Origin of the sequence: Desulfobulbus sp. (assembly GCF_030824455.1) — a bacterium.
Lineage (GTDB): Bacteria > Desulfobacterota > Desulfobulbia > Desulfobulbales > Desulfobulbaceae > Desulfobulbus.
In genome coordinates this window covers 1-17,848 of record NZ_JAVBXR010000066.1, presented here as the reverse complement: position 1 = coordinate 17,848, position 17,848 = coordinate 1, and the positions used below count along the sequence as shown (strand labels likewise).

The 17,848-nt window shown below is 55.4% G+C and carries 14 protein-coding genes and 1 pseudogene; 14 read left to right on the top strand and 1 reads right to left on the bottom strand.

The window, feature by feature from the left end:
- The 14 genes from RCH93_RS08880 to RCH93_RS08815 form a co-directional block, all read left to right on the top strand.
- A partial coding sequence (locus tag RCH93_RS08880) for a calcium-binding protein (RefSeq protein ID WP_306548002.1) occupies positions 1-771 on the top strand: 771 nt, incomplete at its 5' end.
- Between the two features lie 225 nt (positions 772-996).
- Positions 997-3,132, top strand: a complete 2,136-nt coding sequence (locus tag RCH93_RS08875) for a type I secretion system permease/ATPase (protein WP_306548001.1) — start codon at positions 997-999, stop codon at positions 3,130-3,132.
- Complete coding sequence (locus RCH93_RS08870) at positions 3,129-4,472, top strand: HlyD family type I secretion periplasmic adaptor subunit (protein WP_306548000.1); 1,344 nt, start codon at positions 3,129-3,131, stop codon at positions 4,470-4,472. The genes RCH93_RS08875 and RCH93_RS08870 overlap by 4 nt, the downstream gene beginning before the upstream one ends.
- Entirely contained in the window at positions 4,462-5,928 is a 1,467-nt protein-coding gene (locus RCH93_RS08865) for a TolC family protein (protein WP_306547999.1), read from the top strand. The genes RCH93_RS08870 and RCH93_RS08865 overlap by 11 nt, the downstream gene beginning before the upstream one ends.
- 390 nt (positions 5,929-6,318) lie before the next feature.
- The gene (locus RCH93_RS08860; protein ID WP_306547998.1) at positions 6,319-7,680 is read left to right on the top strand and encodes a sigma-54 dependent transcriptional regulator; all 1,362 of its coding nucleotides are present in this window, start codon (positions 6,319-6,321) and stop codon (positions 7,678-7,680) included.
- A gap of 189 nt (positions 7,681-7,869) precedes the next feature.
- On the top strand, positions 7,870-8,076 hold the full coding sequence (locus RCH93_RS08855; protein ID WP_306547997.1) for an Os1348 family NHLP clan protein: 207 nt from the start codon (positions 7,870-7,872) through the stop codon (positions 8,074-8,076).
- Positions 8,077-8,189: 113 nt separating this feature from the next.
- Complete coding sequence (locus tag RCH93_RS08850) at positions 8,190-9,500, top strand: HD domain-containing phosphohydrolase (protein WP_306547996.1); 1,311 nt, start codon at positions 8,190-8,192, stop codon at positions 9,498-9,500.
- On the top strand, positions 9,497-11,599 hold the full coding sequence (locus RCH93_RS08845) for a chemotaxis protein CheW (RefSeq protein ID WP_306547994.1): 2,103 nt from the start codon (positions 9,497-9,499) through the stop codon (positions 11,597-11,599). Before RCH93_RS08850 ends, RCH93_RS08845 begins: the two co-directional genes overlap by 4 nt.
- Positions 11,600-11,639: 40 nt before the next feature.
- Positions 11,640-12,116: a chemotaxis protein CheW gene (locus RCH93_RS08840; RefSeq protein WP_306547993.1), complete on the top strand. Its 477-nt coding sequence runs from the start codon at positions 11,640-11,642 to the stop codon at positions 12,114-12,116.
- A 31-nt stretch (positions 12,117-12,147) separates the two neighbouring features.
- Positions 12,148-13,887: a methyl-accepting chemotaxis protein gene (locus RCH93_RS08835; protein WP_306547992.1), complete on the top strand. Its 1,740-nt coding sequence runs from the start codon at positions 12,148-12,150 to the stop codon at positions 13,885-13,887.
- A 101-nt stretch (positions 13,888-13,988) separates the two neighbouring features.
- Entirely contained in the window at positions 13,989-14,795 is an 807-nt protein-coding gene (locus RCH93_RS08830; RefSeq protein ID WP_306547991.1) for a CheR family methyltransferase, read from the top strand.
- Positions 14,796-14,822: 27 nt separating this feature from the next.
- Complete coding sequence (locus RCH93_RS08825; RefSeq protein ID WP_373693275.1) at positions 14,823-15,395, top strand: histidine kinase; 573 nt, start codon at positions 14,823-14,825, stop codon at positions 15,393-15,395.
- Positions 15,386-16,477 carry a chemotaxis response regulator protein-glutamate methylesterase gene (locus RCH93_RS08820; RefSeq protein ID WP_306547989.1) on the top strand — a complete coding sequence of 364 codons (1,092 nt, stop codon included), beginning with the start codon at positions 15,386-15,388 and terminating at the stop codon, positions 16,475-16,477. Before RCH93_RS08825 ends, RCH93_RS08820 begins: the two co-directional genes overlap by 10 nt.
- A gap of 203 nt (positions 16,478-16,680) precedes the next feature.
- On the top strand, positions 16,681-17,064 hold the full coding sequence (locus RCH93_RS08815) for a NifB/NifX family molybdenum-iron cluster-binding protein (protein WP_306548003.1): 384 nt from the start codon (positions 16,681-16,683) through the stop codon (positions 17,062-17,064).
- 26 nt (positions 17,065-17,090) lie between these two features.
- On the opposite strand, the pseudogene RCH93_RS08810 reads toward RCH93_RS08815, so the two are convergent.
- Positions 17,091-17,848 (bottom strand): annotated as a pseudogene (locus tag RCH93_RS08810) (DNA polymerase III subunit alpha); the annotation flags it as partial.

Here is a 17,848-nt window from a genome sequence, read left to right as displayed (position 1 = left end):
AACCTTTATGGAACGGACTTCGATGATACACTGATTGGTTCGGATCAGGACAACACCCTGATCGGTTATGGCGGCAGCGACCTGCTTTCCGGCCTGGAAGGCAACGACAGCCTTCGCGGTGAAGACGGCGCTGACCAGCTGTTGGGCGGAGCCGGCAACGACGTGCTCCACGGCGGCGCAGGCGCCGATCTGCTCGACGGCGGTGAGGGGCGCGACAGTGCCGATTATCGCGGCACAGGTGCGGCCGTTGCCGTCAATCTAGCTACTGGCACGGCCACTGGCGGGACTGCCGAGGGCGACACATTTCTTTCGATCGAAAATCTTTATGGAACGGACTTCGATGATACACTGATTGGTTCGGATCAGGATAATACTCTGATCGGTTATGGCGGCAATGATGTGTTAAGCGGCGGGTTGGGCAATGATACATTAACCGGCGGCGCGGGCAATGACATCTTTGTGTTCGACACCGCCCTGAGCGCAACAACCAATAGAGACACCCTCTCCGATTTCGTTGTAGGACAAGATATCATCAAGCTGGATAAAGATGTATTTACTGCTCTGACCACGGCAGGAACGCTTTCATCAGCCAATTTCAACTCCAGTGCAACAGGGGCTGCCGGTGACGCCAATGACTACATACTCTACAATACAACCTCAGGCACCCTACTGTATGATGCCGACGGCAACGGTTCAGGCACTGCGGTGCAGTTCGCAACCCTGACCACCAAACCGGCAATCACGGCCAGCGATTGTATGGTTGCCGCCTGATCAACACGCTCAACCCAGTTGGGGCAAAGCGCCATCCCCGCACATCAGGATGGCGCTTTCTTTTGTTGTATTGCGACAGAGCTGCTGAGAAAGACCCTTCCCCGTTGTTGTCGCCAATAGAGTTTCGTGACCATCAGCTTGAGAAGAAAGTTGCTTTTTTTGAGAGATGAGTGGGCCGCAAGGATGCTGTTTGCACTCATTTGCTGCCAACAGAGACGAGGAGACATGGATTCAGGACTTTGGGCATTGTTGATGATGGCTAGGTATCATGGCATCGCGGTCGATGAAGCACAGCTACGGCACGAGTTTGGCCAGGAGCGGTTTTCCACGGAACGGATACTGCTGGCGGCCAAACATCTGGGGATGACCGCCAAGCCCATCGAGCAGGATCCGGATCGCCTGGAGCGTGCGCCTCTTCCTGCCGTGGCCGTCGACAAAGAGGGCAATTACTGCATCGCAGTGAAATTCGGCTATGAGGGCGGCGACAAAGCCCGGCCGAAGATCATCGTCCAGCGGCCCGGCTCTCCCGCCGAGACGCTCGATCTTCCGGAGTTTCTCGCGCAATGGTCCGGGCAGTTCATTTTTTTCACCTCCAAGGCAAGCTTTGCCGAGGAACTGGCCAAGTTCGACTTCAGCTGGTTTATTCCGGCCATCGTCAAGTATCGGAAACTGCTGGGCGAGGTCCTGGTTATCTCCTTTGTGCTGCAGCTCATTGGCCTGGCGACGCCTTTGGCGTTTCAAGTGGTGATGGACAAAGTGCTGGTCAATCACGCCATGAAAACGCTCAACGTCGTTGCCGTGGGGTTGCTCTGCGCCACCCTGTTTGAATCGCTTCTCACCGGGATCCGTACCTGGGTGTTCGCCCGCACCAGCAGCAAGATCGATGTCGAGCTCGGCGCCCGGCTTTTCAGGCATCTGCTGGCGCTGCCCCTCGCTTATTTCCAATCACGGCGGGTCGGTGATTCCGTAGCCCGCATCCGTGAGCTGGAAAATATCCGTTCCTTTCTCACCGGCAATGCCATCACCCTGATGATGGACCTGTTGTTCTCCTTTGTCTTTCTCGGGGTTATGCTCTGGTACAGCGGCTTGCTTACCCTGATCGTCGTTGTTTCCATACCGGTGTATATCGCCTTGTCGGTGGTGATTACACCGACCTTGCGCGCGCGCCTCAATGAAAAATTCAATCTTGGCTCCAAGAATCAAGCGTTCCTGGTGGAATCAATCAGCGGCATCGACACGGTCAAGTCGATGGCTGTGGAACCCCGCTGGATTCAGAACTGGGAAAAACAGCTCGCCTCCTATGTGTCCGCCGGAGTCAACGCCAACAACGTCTCCATGGTGGCCAGTGGCGGGGTGAATCTGGTGAGCAAGCTGGTGACGGTCGCCATCCTCTGGCTAGGCGCATCGCTGGTAGTGGAGGGTAAATTGACGGTGGGTGAATTAATTGCCTTTAATATGCTTTCCGGGAGAATATCATCTCCGATCCTGCGTCTTGCACAGTTGTGGAATGATTTTCAGCAGGTCGGTATTTCCATGCAGCGCCTCGGCGATATTCTCAACGCCAAGACAGAGGTGGCGGGCCAGAAAACCCGGATCCCCCGGCTAGCCGGCGCCATCGAGTTTGACCAGGTTTCCTTCCGCTACCGGCCCGACGCTCCGGACGTCGTCCGTGATCTCCGACTCAAGATTGCCCCAGGAGAGGTGATCGGCATTGTCGGCCGCTCCGGTTCGGGGAAGAGCACCCTGGCTCGACTGTTGCAACGCCTCTATGTCCCGGATCGTGGCCGGGTACTGATCGATGGCCAGGACCTGGCGGTGATTGACACCACTTCCTTGCGGCGCCAGTTGGGCGTGGTCCTCCAGGAGAACATCCTCTTCACCGGCTCTATTCGGGAAAACATCGCCCTGGCTAATCCCGCTTTTCCGATTGAAACGATTATCGAGGCGGCAAAACTTGCAGGCGCTCATGCATTCATCTGCGAACAACCAGAAGGCTACGACACCCAGGTGGGAGAACATGGCGCCGGGTTGTCCGGCGGACAACGGCAGCGAATTGCCATTGCTCGAGCCCTCATCAGCAATCCGCGCATCCTCATTTTTGATGAGGCCACCAGCGCCCTGGACTATGAATCGGAAAAAATCCTTCAGGACAACATGCGCAAGATCTGGGCAGGGCGCACGGTGCTGATTATTGCGCATCGGCTTTCGGCTGTGCGGGACGCTGACCGCATTATTGTGCTGGATCGGGGACAGATCGTCGAGGTCGGATCGCACAACGAATTGATCGCGATGGACGGCGGCATTTACGCGCACTTGAATCAATTGCAACTTGGCTCAAGCCCAGCGCAGGTGGCACTGTGAGCGCCAAGCACAAGCGAGAGGCGTATGTGGGGTTGTTGCGCCATTATCGCAAAGTTTTTCAACACTACTGGCAAAAACGCCACGAGTTGGGCGGTGAGCTCTTCACTGAAGATGAAGCGGAATTTTTGCCGGCGGCTCTCTCGCTTCAGGAAAAACCGGTCTCGCCAACATCCCGCCTGACGGCTAAGGTGCTGACGTTGCTCGTCGCAGTGCTCCTTGCCTGGTCGATTTTGGGGCATGTCGACATCATTGTCAACGCCACCGGCGAAATCATCCCCAGTGGGCGCACCAAGACCATTGCCTCGGTGGATGTGGCCAGCGTCAGAGCCCTGCACGTCGTGGAAGGGCAAAAGGTCCGGAAAGGGGATGTGTTGATTGAGTTGGATACCAGCGCCCCCGATGCCGAGCGCGACAAAGCGTTGGCGAGCGTAGTGGAGGCAACTCTGCAGGCGGCGAGATCGCGGGCGATGATTGCGGCGGTGGATAGTCGCAAACGACCGATACTCATGCCGCTTGAGGGCATTCCTACCGAAAAATTGCACGAGGCGCAAAAACATTTGGACGGCCAGTTCCATGATTTCATGGCCAAGCTCCAACGCCTCGACGGGGCGATCTCCCGCTATGGCCAAGCCTTGCCGCTGGCGACCCAACGGGCCATGGATTACAAGGAATTAGCCAAGGAGCATGATGTCTCCCAGCATGCGTATCTGGAAAAGGAACAGGCGCGGATTGATCTGCAAGGGCAACTGGTGGAGGCAAAGGACCAACGGACAGCTTTGATTGCTGAAACCAGGCGGGCCGCTTTTGACGCTCTGGCCGAGGGGGAAAAAATCATCGGCGCGGCGCGGCAGGATGCGTTGCGGGCAGGCTCGCACAGCAATCTGCTTAAGCTGGTTGCGCCGGTGGAGGGCACGGTGCAGCAGCTGACCGTGCACACCATCGGCGGAGTGGTGCCGGCGGCCCAACCCCTGATGCTGATCGTTCCTCAAGAGCCTCGCCTTGAGGTGGAAGCCTTCCTGGAGAACAAGGATGTGGGCTTTGTGGAGGATGGGCAGATTGCGGCGGTCAAGGTCGACGCCTTTGAGTATACCAAGTACGGCACGGTTCCCGCCAAGGTGGTGCATGTCTCGCGCGATGCCATCAAGGATGAGAAAAAGGGTTTGATTTACTCGATCCGGGTCGCACTGGACACCTCGATCATCCATGTGAACGGCCACGACATGGAGTTGAGTCCGGGCATGTCGGTGAAGGTGGAGATCAAGACCGGCTCACGCCGGGTGATTGAATATGTGTTGAGTCCGCTGCTGCAGCATAAGCGGGAGAGTCTCAATGAGCGTTGATGTGGGCAGGCGTCAAGGCCGTTGCGAACGGATAGGCTTTCGAACGGGCGTGGTGCTGCTCGCCGGATTGTTTTGGGCCGTGTCGGCATGGGCTCTTGATCCCGCGTATCCGCTTGTCGACCCGCTGCGCACCAAGCCTGATATATTGGAAACCGGGGCCACGCTTCCGGGCGACGGCGCGCCGGTTCTCTGTCCGGCGCAGAAAGATTTCTCTCTGCCGCTGACTTTGGGCGAGGCTGTGGATCTGGCCTTGTGCAACAATCCAAAGATCAGATCCTCTTGGGCAAATATCAAAATCCAGTCCGGAGCGCTCGGCGAAGCACGATCTGCCTACCTGCCCGCAGTAACCGGGTCACTGGGCCGGACCAATGACCAGATCCGCTATTCGGACAACCGTTACACCGGAACCAATGTCGACCAGAACACTGCGCAGGGGACCTTGACCTGGCGTCTGCTAGATTTTGGGGGACGCACAGCCAACCACCAGGCTGCTGAAAATCTACTGACAGCGGCACTCGCCAGCCACAGCGCCACCTTGCAAAAAGCGCTGGCTGAAGTGATTCAGGCCTATTGTGATGCGCTGACCACTCGTGCGGCCTTCAACGCAAAAGCCGAGAGTGCGGATATTGCCGCCAACACGCTCCGTTCAGCAAGGTCGCGGGAAGAAAAAGGGGCTCTTGCACAAACCGACACCCTGCAGGCGACCACCGCGTTAGCGAAGGCTACTTTGGAAAAAAATCGTGCTCAAGGCGAACATGAAAAAGCTCTGTCCGTGTTGCGATATGTCCTGGGAGTGCCCGAAACCCCCAAAATTTCATTGCCGGATAATCTGGATGAGAAGGCCGGTGAGAATGGCGGCAAGGCGCTGGCCGTTTGGCTAGAAGAAACCCAACAAAAGCATCCCGCTCTTCTTGCGGCCCGAAGTCAGCTCGATGCAGCACAACAACGGGTTGAAGCCACTCGCTCGGCGGGTTTGCCTTCTTTAGGACTTTCCGCCAGCTACTACCAAAATACCCGGCCCGGTGAAGCGGTCACGTACAACGACAGCAAAGAAACTACAGTGGGCCTTGTCTTGACGGTGCCCATCTTTGACGGCTTTTCTTCCACTTACAAGCTTCGAGGGGCACAAGCGCAAGTGGAGCAAAAGGAGGCGGTACTGGCTGACACCGAACATCAGATTGCCATGGAAGTGATCAAGGCGTATGCCGATGCCACCTCCGCCCTGCAGAATCTGGAGGCCTCCGCGAACCTGCTTGGAGCTGCACAGAAGGCACTGGCGGTTTCGCAGCGCAAATATGCCAAGGGAGCTGCCGACATCGTGGAGCTGTTGAACACCCAAGCGGCTCTAGCCGATGCACGGCAGGAACGGATTCGTTGTCTGGCTGAATGGCGTTCTGCGCGCTTACAACTTCTGGCCAGCGCCGGACAGATAGGAAGAGCAGCAGCTGGGGAATAAGTTGAGGAATGAAAGACAGATCTACCTGGGGAGGCTCCAACCTGAAAGTTGTTGCTCCTGCGTTATTGAACATCAGCACTCTTGGCATGCTGAATCTAATTCAACTTTTTCCCTTTCGTGAGTAGGACCCAATATCGGCTACATGCGATTGCAGGAGGCCAAGGGTCGCCTTGAACTGGCGGCAACGGCTGAGCGCAGGAGTCGAAGCCGGCCAAGCGGGCCGAAGAAGAGCAGCGGAGCGGCAAGAAGAAACCCGGCCGCAAACCGGCGAGTCCTGATGCGGCAGCCGACCATGATCGCAAAGCGAACACCACGGATCCGGCGAACCGGATCATGAAAACCCGTCAGGGCCATGCAGGGGTTCAATGCCCAGGCGAAGCAGGGGGGAATATGTCTCACCATAATAGTCGCATCTTGATTGTCGATGATGATAAAGTTTCCCTTTTAATGCTCAAGAATCATTTGTTGCGTCAGGGCTATGACGTCTTCTGCGCCGATAACGGCCAGGAAGCCCTTGCCCTTCTGGGAAAACAGCGGGTGGACCTGGTGATAACCGATCTCATCATGCCAGGAATGGATGGTCTCCAGCTGATGCACGCCGCCAAAGCCCTTTATCCCGCACTCCCTTTTATCCTCTACACGGCGCAAGGAAGCATCGAAACCGCGGTGGCCGCAATCAAGCAGGGCGCCATTGACTATCTGGAGAAGCCCTTTCATCCCCAGACACTTGACGTAGTATTGCAGCGTACCCTGGAGTTCGGGCGTCTTTCCAGTGAAAACGAGCAGTTGCGGGAACATTACCGTGAACGGTTCAGTTTTCACAACATCGTCACCCAATCACCGGTCATGCACCAGACCCTGGAACTGGCGGCCCAGGTCGCCGCATCCCCCAAGACCACGATCAGCCTCACCGGTGAAAGCGGCGTCGGCAAAGAGGTCCTGGCCCGAGCCATTCATTTTACCTCCAACGGCCTGCCCGCCGGTTTCGTGCCGGTCAACTGCGCCTCGATTCCCGAGGCCCTTCTTGAGAGCGAGTTGTTCGGCCACGTCCGCGGCGCCTTTACCGGCGCCGAGCGGGAACGGGAGGGGAAATTCAGCCTGGCCCGTGGCGGGACAATCCTTCTCGACGAAATAGGTGACATGCCCTTACCGCTCCAGGCCAAGCTTTTGCGGGTACTGGAGGACCGAACCTACGAAAAAGTAGGTTCCAATACCTCGATACAGGCCGATTTCCGGGTCATCGTCGCTACCCATCGGAATCTTGCCGAGATGGTCAGGCAAGGCGCCTTCCGGGAGGATCTCTTTCACCGGATCAATGTGGTTCCCATTGCCATTCCGCCGCTCCGGGAACGAAAAGAGGATATCCCCCTGCTGGTGGAATTTTTCCTCGACCTCTTCCGCAAACATCAAGGCAAACCGCTCCCTGGGATCTCGAAAAAGGCCATGGATATGATCGTTGCCTACTCCTGGCCGGGAAATATCCGCGAATTGCGTAATGTGCTCGAATATGCGGCTCTCCTAACTTCCGATGAACTGATCAGGCCTGAACATCTCCGCCTTCCCACAGCCCCTTCGTCGGCTGGAACAGCTCAAACCGCCACGGTTGATTTTCACCTCAGCCTTTCTCCCGAAGAACTGTCCCTGGACGCTTTAAACTTGAAAATCATGGAGATAGTTCTCCAGCGCTGCGGAGGAAACAAGTCCAAGGCTGCCGCCCTCCTCAAAGTAAACCGCAAGATATTCTACCGTTAAACCCTTCTTGTCCCTCCTCGTCACAGTTTGTCCCCAAAAGGGACAATTCGCTTGCTGCACCAATCAGTCAACATCATAAGATTACACACTTTTCCGTGTTGGCATCTTTCTTGTTCTTACACTCTCCAAGAACACTATTTAAAAGGTACCTTGTCCCATCTATGGACATACAAACCAAGGGAGCACAGAATGTCTCAAATTGAAGTTGAGCGATTTCTGGGCAGGATCATTACCGATGCAAACTTCAGGGCGGATGCCGAAAGGTCTCTGGAGAAAGCTTGCTACAGCAAGGGGTACGCGCTTTCCGCGATTGAGCTGTCATTCCTGAGCCATCTTGATTTCTCGCTATTTCAACAAGTGTCTGAAACAATAGATGATTCCATCAGGAGATCGTGAATGAAAGCCAATGGTGGCGGGGGAACGGCGTCCCCAAGGAAAGAAATTTAGTCGAGGTATCCCATCACAGAGGGTAGCTGCCTAGTTGTTCCCTCAGCTCCGAGGAAAAACAAATGCCGGAAATAGTATTGGTTGTTGATGACGATGAAACCATACTCGAATTCGCCAAACATGTGCTCAGCGGCCTAGGCTGCCAGGTTGTCACCCTGAACGATCCCGTGGCAGCCTTGGACTATCTCGGTCGCGAAGAGGTTGCGGTGCTCGTAACCGATAATAATATGCCGGTTATGTGCGGTCTGGAGCTCATCGAAAAGGCCAATATCGTCGCCTTGGAAACAGTCAAAATCATAATGTCCGCCTATGCCGATCTCTCGGTGGCCCTCTGCGCCATCAATCAGTGTCAGGTGTTTAAATTTGTCCCCAAGCCGTGGAAGCCCGAGGAAATGGCCGACACGGTCATCGATGCTCTGCAGCGGCACCGTACCTTGCAGACTCTCCGCCGCGAAAATGAGAATGTCCTGCGTTCGCTTGCCCAAACCATCGAACTCAAAGATCCCTGCACCCGTGGGCATTGTGATCGGGTTGCCACTATAGCCGTGCAGATTGCCAAAATCCTCGGTTTGTCCATCGACATGCAGCGGGAAATTAAATACGGCGGGTGGCTCCACGACTGCGGCAAGATTGGCGTTCCCGAGCATGTGCTTAACGCCAACCGTAAACTTGAGGCGGATGAATATACAATTGTTAAAAATCATTCCGTCTGGGGAGCGGATGTGGCGAGAAAGGCCAATCTTTCGGCAGTGGTTGTCAACGTGATTCTCTGCCATCACGAACGTTATGATGGAACCGGCTATCCCAACGGCATCGGTGGGGAGGATATCCCGATCGAGGCAAGAATCGTCTCGATCGCTGATGTTTTCGACGCCCTTGTCACAGACCGGCCCTACCGCAAGGGATTGTCGCTGGAGGAAACGCTTGACCTGGTAATTTCGATGAAGGGTAAAGAGCTGGACCCTTTTTTGGTAGATCTTTTTATTAACTGTCAGGCGTATCTTGCTGATGAAACGGAGCAACAATGCGGAGAACAAATTTTGATAAAAGAATCTTCTGAAATGAATAGAATCAGCCTAAGAGGCGACTATTCGATTACGGGCGTAAAGGAGCAGATCCCTTTTTTGGCGCAGCACCTTGCCAGGGTGGCGGAAATCAGACCCGGCGCTTTGGGCCAAGAATTTCACCATGAAATCGATTTCACCGAGGTCCAGGTTCTTGACACCTGCGGTTGTCAACTGCTGGCGGCCCTTCTTCGCAATCTTCGAGAGCTGGGCATTGAAGCCCCGATTTTCAAGATAAGCGATACCCATCGGGAGAGGATTCATCTGCTTGGCTTTGATGTTGAAATTTTTGCCGGGGAATATGCATGAAGGACCATGATCAAAGAGCCTTGAATATTGACATGGCCAAATTCAATCAGGTGTTTTTTGAAGAGTGCGGCGAACACCTGGCTGAAATGGAACAAATTCTCATGTCGCTTGCCGACGTCGAACCGGACGATGAACAACTCAATGCCATTTTCAGGGCCGCTCATTCGATAAAAGGGGGAGCGGGCATGTTCGGTTTTCATGACATGACGATTGTTACCCATGTCCTGGAAACCCTGCTCGACAAGCTTCGTACCCACGAAATGCCGTTTTCATCAGCCATGATCGATCTTTTCCTTGAGGCCGGCGACGTAATCGCCATGCAGTTGTCCGGGTACCGTGATGGGGCGGAAGTACGTCAGGAGGCCGTTGACCTTATTCGTGCAAAATTGGAGCACATGATCGAAGGCGAGGGTGCGCCCCCTGCGCCCCTGGAGATGACGAGAGTGGAGAGCAGCGCTGTCTCGGGTTTATCTGCCGACCATCGATATGAACTGCTGTTCACCCCTGATCCGGATCTGTTTCAGCGTGGCGTCAGGCTGGAAAATCTTATGGCCGAGCTGGAGGAATTGGGCAGCCTGTCCGTACAGGCGCAGGTGTCCGACCCCGGCGATTTAAACGCATTTGACCCCACACTCTGCCTCACCACCTGGCGCTTTGTCCTGGAGACTACCGCCAGCGAGACCGAAATACGGGAGATTTTCGAATTTGTGGCGGATGAGGAGCAACTGCAGGTGCGCGACATCCCTCTTGACAGCCGAGCCGCCGGCCCGGATGCCGCCGAAACCCAGCCCGAATCCTTTGATCAGGTGAAGAATGAGAACCCGGCGGCGGCGCCTGCGGCTGTCGCGCCAGCCACTGCCCAGCCCACCGGGCGGCGGACCTCAGACACTAACGAAATGGCTCCCAGCGCTTTTGGCCGCCGTGCCGGTGAAACCGAGGCGTCAATCCGGGTCGGCGTCACCAAAGTGGACCAGCTGATCAATCAGGTCGGCGAACTGGTGATCACCCAACTAATGCTGGCCCAGACCGCCGCCTCACTGGATCCGGTTCTCTACGAGGATCTGCACCGCAGTTTGCTGCAGCTGGAGCACAATACTCGTGACCTGCAGCAGAGCGTCATGTCGATCCGGCTGGTGCCGATCAGTATCGTCTTCTCCCGATTTCCCCGGATGGTACGAGAGCTGGCGACCAAACTCGGCAAGCAGGCTGAGCTCAAAACCATAGGGGAAACCACGGAACTGGACAAAGGCTTGATTGAGAAGATCACCGATCCACTCACTCATCTCGTCCGCAATTGCATGGATCATGCCCTGGAACCCCCGGAGGTGCGGATCGCAGCCGGGAAAAAACCGGTGGGGACCATCATTCTAAGGGCGTCGCAAATCGGAGGGCGGATTGTCATCACGGTGATAGACGACGGCGCCGGTCTGAATCGGGAAAAAATATTGAACAGGGCTATGGAACACGGCATCCCGGCCTCTGACAGCATGACGGATGAAGAAGTCTGGCCGTTGATCTTTGCTCCGGGGTTTTCCACCGCCGACGCGGTGACCGATATCTCCGGCCGGGGCGTGGGCATGGATGTGGTGCTGAGCAATGTGCAGTCCATGAACGGCAGAGTGACGATATCGTCCGAATCGGGCAAGGGCACCCAGATCACCATCAGCCTGCCCCTGACCCTTGCCATCCTCGATGGTCTATCCGTTGCCGTCGGCGACGATAAATTCATCATTCCGCTCAATTCCATTGTGGAGTCGCTTCAGCCGACCATAGGGAGTCTGAAGACCGTTAACGGCAAAAAAATGGTGCAGGTCCGCGACGATTATATCCCCATCATCCCGCTCTTTGAGTTGTTCAACCTGCGGGCGCAGGTAACCGAGGCGGAAAAAGGGGTTTTAGTCCTGATTGATGCGGAAGGAGAGAAAGCGGCCTTAATGGTTGACGCCTTGTTGGATGAACATCAGGTGGTGATCAAAAGCATTGAGACAAATTATCGCAAAGTGGAAGGGACGGCCGGGGCGACCATCCTCGGCGACGGCCGGGTGGCCTTGATCCTGGATGTGGCCTCTCTTCTGCAAATGCACAAAAAGAGTATGTAACCGCAGAGCACCTTAATACGATTATGGAGGTTGTGGGAAGATGCAGACAGAAAGTGAAACAACACAGGCGGCTTCAGAGTATCTCACCTTTATGCTCGCCACCGAAACCTATGGGATTGACATTCTCAAGGTTCAGGAGATCAGGGGGTACGATACGGTCACCCATATCGCCAATGCACCGGAGTTCATCAAGGGCGTCATCAATCTGCGCGGGGTTATTGTCCCGATCGTGGACATGCGGATTAAGTTCAATGTCGGTGAACCCACCTATCATGAGTTCACGGTGGTCATCATCATGAATGTGCTGGACAGGGTCATCGGCATGGTCGTGGACGGGGTTTCCGATGTGGTGGCGCTCACGCCGGAGCAGATCCGTCCGGCTCCTGAAATGGGAGCAGCGTTGGACACCAATTACATCACAGGGCTCGGCACGCAGAGTGATCGGATGCTGATCCTGGTGGATATTGAAAAAATGATGAGCAGTGAAGAAATGCAGCTCATTGATCATTCACGTTGATTGCCCTAACTCAAAAAAAGGTGGAGAAATTATGCAGCTAAAAACTTTTAAGAACTGGACCATCCTCTCAAAAATATTAAGCATCTCGATTTCAACCATTACCCTGCTCATTTTGGCGGTCCTCTTCTACATCCTTCCATATATGGAACGGCATCTGCTTGAGGAAAAGCAGCTCGCAACCCAGGCGGTTGTGGAAGTGGCCGCTTCGATTATTGTCAGCCTCCAGGAAGATGCGAAGGCGGGCAAAATTACGGAGGAGAACGCCAAGAGTCAAGCTCTCAAAGAGATTCGTTTTCTTAAATACCACGGCAATGAATATTTTTGGGTTATGGACTTTGAACCCAAGATCCTCACCCATGGGGTGAGCGAAGATCTGATCGGAAAAAACGTCGGGGATGTGAAGGATCCGAAGGGGAACTCCTTGTTCGTTGAAATGGTCAAAGCGGTGAAAGAAAAAGGAGCAACCCTCTATGATTATCAATGGGCCAAGCCCGGCGTCACCCAGCCAGTCGACAAGACTTCCTACCTCAAATTAAACAAGGAATGGGGTTGGATCGTCGGCAGCGGCATTTACGTTGACGACGTCAAGGCCGGGGTGGCCCTGATGCGCAAACAGATACTTATCGGCACCTTCCTTCTTTCCCTGGCCATCCTAACCTCCGCCTGGCTGGTGTCGCGCCGGATCAAGCACGCCCTTGACGAGGCCATTAGGGTGTCGAATAAGATCGCCGCCGGTGACTTGACCGGTGAAATAATCATCCATAGCCAGGATGAGACCGGTTCTTTACTGAAGTCACTGAAAGAGATGAATACAGGCCTGGCCAAAATCGTTGGCGAGGTTCGCTCAGGGGCTGACTCTATTGCAACAGCCACCGAACAGATTGCGGCCGGCAACACCGATCTTTCCCAGCGCACCGAAGAGCAGGCCTCCGCCCTGGAGGAAACCGCATCGAGCATGGAGGAGCTGACCTCCACGGTCAAACAGAATGCCGACAATGCCCAGCAGGCCAATCAATTGGCGATCAGCGCCAGCAGCGTTGCGGTCAAGGGCGGGGATGTCATCACCAAAGTGGTCGACACCATGAAATCGATCACCGACAGTTCCCGGAAAATTTCCGATATCATCGGGGTTATCGACGGCATTGCCTTCCAGACCAACATTCTCGCCTTGAATGCCGCAGTGGAAGCCGCCCGGGCCGGCGAACAGGGCCGCGGGTTCGCCGTGGTGGCGACCGAGGTGCGCAGCCTTGCCCAACGCAGCGCCGCCGCTGCCAAGGAAATCAAGACCCTGATTGAGGACTCGGTCAACAAAGTGCAGGACGGCAGCAGGCTGGTTGAGGAAGCCGGCCATACCACCCAGGAAATAGTCACGAGCATTAAGCGGGTTACCGACATCATGGCCGAGATTTCAGCGGCTTCCCTGGAGCAGTCCAGCGGTATCGAGCAGGTCAATACTGCCATTACCCAGATGGATGACGTCACCCAGCAGAATGCCGCTCTGGTGGAGCAGGCCGCCGCTGCGGCCGAGTCACTCGAAGATCAGGCCGCCCAGCTGGTACAGGTCGTGACCCGTTTCACCCTGGAAGAATCGGCGCAGCCGCGGAAGGCCCCGGTTGAAAAAAAGATGCGTCCCATCGATGCTGCGCAGCCGAGGATCGCTTCCAAGAAAACCAGCAGGCCGCCGGTTGCGAAAAAACAAAACAGACTGGGATCCCTAGCCTTGGCTGCACCCGGTGGCGCTGCTCTTGATGATGATTGGAAGGAATTCTGAGACCTTGCGATCTTTCAAAACCTATCGGCGAGGATGAGGGATTGCCAACTCTATCTGATACAAAAAAATTGGCGCTGCCGGCTGAGGAGAAAGAATCGCACATGTTTCTCTTCACCGGTGAAGATTTCAACCATATTAAAAATCTCATTTATCGGATTGCCGGTATTTCCCTTGCCCCTTCCAAGAAGGATTTGGTGTACAGTCGCCTGGCCCGTCGTCTGCGGGTCAGGCAGCTGGATACGTTCAGCGCCTATATTGAACTACTTGAAAGCGGCGATCCCCAGGAGAATGAGGAGTTTATCAATGCCTTAACCACCAATATGACGTCTTTTTTTCGGGAAGGGCACCATTTTTCGATTCTGGCGGAATATCTCCGGGCCTTGCCCGAATCAACCCCTATCAAGATCTGGACCTGCGCCTCGTCGACAGGTGAGGAACCCTATTCCATCGCCATGACCGTTGCCGAACACTTCAACACCTTCAGCGCGCCGGTCAGGATACTCGCCACCGACATCGACACCAAGGTGCTGGAGAAAGCCCGAAAAGGGGTCTACACCCTTGATCAGGTTCAGGCGATTTCTCCGGACCGCCGCAAGCGGTTTTTCCTGAAGGGATCCGGAAAAAATGTCGGCCTTGCCAGGCTCCGTCCCGAACTGCAGCGGATGATTACCTTCAATCGCTTCAACCTCTTGGAACAGCAGTGGGGGATGCGGGAAAAATTTGATGTCATCTTTTGCCGCAATGTGATGATCTATTTTGATCGCCATACACAGCAATCGATTCTAAACAAGTTTGCCCACTGCCTGAAACCCGACGGGCTCTTTTTCGCGGGCCATTCCGAGAGTTTTCACCATGCCACTAATCTGTTTAAGAATGCCGGCAAAACTGTTTACAGATTGAAAAACTGATAATTGTTGTTGGGAAATGAAAGGATTATGTTCAGAAATGACCCGCAATTAACGACAACCCGTTACTTCGAAAGGGATTTTTCAACTCAAGCGGTGAAAATCTTCCACGGGGAATATTTCGCAACGGCCGACACCACGGCGATCACCACTCTGCTCGGTTCCTGTGTTTCGGTCTGCCTTTTCGACCGTATCAGCGGCGTGGGCGGGATGAATCATTTCATGCTCCCCAAGGTGCTGCTGGAAAAAGACGCCACCCGTTGTTCCGCCCCGTATGCCCCGGCCTGTGGCCATCCCTGTTCTGCCCGCTATGGCGAATGCGCCTTGAAGCAGTTGCTGGAACGGCTGGAAATGCTGGGTGCAACCCGCATTCGCCTGGAAGCAAAGCTCTTCGGCGGGGGGCGGGTCATGGCGGGCGGCGCCGATATTGGCGGAAAAAATACTGCGTTTGCTCTCGGCTATCTCGAAGAGCGGGGTATCCCGGTGGTCGCATCGGATCTGGGCGACTGCTGCCCGCGCAAGCTGGTCTTCTTTCCCGCTACCGGGCGGGTATTTGTCAAACGACTCTCCACAGAATCGATAGGAACAAACCGATGCCCATAAAAGTGCTCGTAATAGACGATTCAGCCCTCGTTCGGACCCTATTGACCGAGATTATCAACAAGCAGCCGGATATGGAGGTGGTGGGAACCGCTCCTGATCCTCATGTGGCCCGGGAAAAGATCAAGGCCCTCAATCCCGATGTGCTGACCTTGGATGTGGAAATGCCCAAAATGGATGGACTGGCCTTTCTCGAACGCTTGATGCGGCTGCGTCCGATGCCGGTGGTGATGGTCTCGTCTCTTACCGAGAAGAGCTCGGCGATCACCCTCCATGCCTTGGAATTGGGTGCCTTTGATTTTGTCACCAAACCAAAACTCGATATTCGCAACGGCCTGCAGGAATACGCCGAAGAACTGACCGACAAGATTCGCGGCGCCGTCACCGCCCGGATGGGAAGATCGTTTACACGAAGCCTTGCCCCGAGCCCGGTGCGCTCGAAAAACAATGCTGATGTGGTTCTGGCCGCCGAACACCATACCTTTTCCACCACTGAAAAAATCATCCTAGCAGGAGCTTCAACCGGGGGCACGGAGGCGCTCAAGGTTTTCTTGATGGATCTGCCCGCCGACAGCCCGGGAATTCTGATAACCCAGCATATGCCGGAGGCCTTTACCAAGACCTTTGCCCGGCGTCTCGACGGTCTGTGCAAAATTGCGGTAAAAGAGGCCGAACATGGGGAACGCGTCCTGCCGGGGCATGCCTATCTGGCTCCCGGCAATCGTCATCTGCTCTTGAAAAGGAGCGGCGCCAATTATATGACCGAACTTTCCGATGGTCCGCCGGTCAATCGCCACCGGCCCTCGGTGGATGTGCTCTTCCGTTCGGCAGCCAATTGTGCGGGGAAAAACGCTATCGGGGTGATCATGACCGGTATGGGGGACGATGGAGCCGCGGGTATGCTGGAAATGCATCAGGCTGGAGCGAGCACGCTTGCCCAGGATGAACAGAGCTGTGTGGTTTTCGGCATGCCCAAGGAGGCGATTGCCCGGGGCGGAGTGGATGAGGTGGCGCCGCTTCAGGATTTATCCCATCATCTCCTCTTCTGGTTGTCCGCACAGGGGAAACGCGGTTTCCGAGTTTAGTTCTTTAGGCGGCAATTTTGCATTCGAAAATAACATTTATTTTCCTGGTAACTGCTTTATATTATAGATTTAATCACGTTTCGTGAAGGGAAGTCGACACACCAGCCGAGTTCAGTCGGTGTGTCGATAATACAGCAAATTTTTCTTGGATTGCTTCTGGAATTTCAACTCGATTTTAGTTTGGAGGTACAAAATAAAGAAGTATTGGATCTCGTTTTTTCAATTTCCCATTCGTAACCACCATTGATCCTACACTGGACAGCCTCGTCTGCGCCGACTTCGCGCAGACGCCCTATTTGCTCATCGTCAATGTTGCGACCATGGCCTGCTCGCCCATTGCGCACGCCATTGCTCCTGGCTCTGACTGCGTCCTTGCCCGCACAGTGCTTGCCCATCGTTGTGAGGCCCTTATTGCCAATGCATTGACCGAGAACGCGTTTGATATCCTCGCCGATGACGGAGTGACTCGCTATGCGGCAACCAGCATGTCTGCCCGAGAGGCTTTGGAGGCCATGGAGAGGAGAGAGTTGGATCTGATTCGCAGCACCGATGGTTCGGGCGCCTGCTCCGGCAGCCACCACCACTGAGGGGGGGAGATGCATGCACGCATCGGTCAACGCAATCGGCAAACGTGTTCAACCGTGAACGTGCGGGCTCCAAAATCTTCGTCCAGGTAGCCTTTAAGCAACAGCGGCCCGTGGGCCGCCAGCAGATGGCAGTATTGCTCATACACCTTGGGAAACAGGGTGCACTCCGTCAGACCGGTTTCATCTTCAAAGCTGAGGAACTCCATGGGATCGCCTTTCTTGGTCCCGACGATCTTGCCGGTGATGAGCCAGCCAAGAAAAATGACCCGACGGCGCTCATTGACCGCTGCAGCGGGCAGATTGAGCAACTGCCGCGCGGTGAGCGCCCCGGCCCGGCGGCGCTGCTCGGCAAAGAGGGTAATCGGATGCTGATTGCAGAGAAAACCCAGCACCCGGTATTCGTTGCGCAGCCGCTGCCGTTTATCCTCGGGCGGCAAGGGCGGAGGCGTCGGATCCGCCGGAAACAGCGTGGCCGCAGTCCGGCCGTTTTTCCTCCAAATGGCCAGCAGCCAGACGAGCAGGCCTCGGTTTTCCGCCGCCCCTGGCTGCAACCCGTCCAGGGCGCCGGCATGGACTAGGGCTTCCGCCTCGTCCTCGCCCGGCCGAACCCTGCCCAAAAAATCAAACATCGTTAAAAAAGGGCGTTGCCGGCGCTGTTCCGCAATTCGCGTCAGGGTGGCCTTTCCCATCCCGGCAACAGCCGTCAAACCCACCCGAATTTCCCGCTCGCTTCCCAGCCAATGGACCTCGCTTCGGTTGACGTCCGGCGGCAGAATGGTCACGC